Source organism: Corallococcus exercitus (assembly GCF_003611585.1).
Taxonomy (GTDB): domain Bacteria; phylum Myxococcota; class Myxococcia; order Myxococcales; family Myxococcaceae; genus Corallococcus; species Corallococcus exercitus.
Window position 1 is genome coordinate 1 of sequence record NZ_RAVW01000857.1, and the last position, 628, is coordinate 628.

Annotated in this window: 2 protein-coding genes; both read left to right on the plus strand. The window is 69.4% G+C overall.

Annotated features, from left to right (window positions below):
- Nucleotides 1-162: membrane dipeptidase (locus tag D7W79_RS42545; RefSeq protein WP_208729990.1), on the plus strand; the 162-nt coding region annotated here is incomplete at its 5' end.
- Between the two features lie 36 nt (nucleotides 163-198).
- On the plus strand, nucleotides 199-579 hold the full coding sequence (locus tag D7W79_RS42550) for a hypothetical protein (protein WP_120530798.1): 381 nt from the start codon (nucleotides 199-201) through the stop codon (nucleotides 577-579).
- Nucleotides 580-628: the final 49 nt, after the last annotated feature.

Consider the following 628-nt stretch of genomic DNA (forward strand, 5'->3'; position numbering starts at 1 on the left):
GACTACGACGGCATGGTGGCGCTGCCCCGGGGCATGCGGGACGTGACGGACCTGCCCCGGCTCACGGAAGCCCTGCTCAAACGACACCCGGAGTCCTGGGTGGAACGTGTGATGGGTGGCAACTTCCGGCGTTACTTCCGCGAGACGCTAGGCGGCGGTTGACAGCGAAATACCTGTCGAAAAGAGTCGCCGGCACCCATGAACCGTCTTCCCCTCGCGCTCCTGTCCCTCGTCGGTTTCTTCCTTCTTTCCGGCTGTGGCGGGCCGGGTTCGGGCGACTCGTGTGACGGCGGCGACTACGTGTGCCAGGACGATGCGCAGGCCCTGGAGTGCCGCAACGGCACCTGGCGTCCGCTGGCGTGCCGCGGGCCGCTGGGCTGCCGGGAGCTGGCGGACAGCGTGCGGTGCGACACGTCCCTCAACCAGGAGAACGACGGGTGCGCCACGGACGCGGAGGGCAAGGGCGTGTGCAGCCCGACCAGCGCCGCGCTCCTCACGTGCAAGCAGGGCGTGCTGGTGAAGACGGCGGATTGCTCGTCCTGCGCCGTGCAGGATGGGCAGGCCGTCTGCCAGCCCTGACTCCGGCGACTTCAGCGCTCCGGTTCCCCGCTGGAGGATGGCGGTGGGG

Excerpts from the sequence above, each read along its gene's own strand:
- D7W79_RS42550 (WP_120530798.1), top strand. The coding sequence starts at position 199 with ATGAACCGTCTTCCCCTCGCGCTCCTGTCCCTCGTCGGTTTCTTCCTT.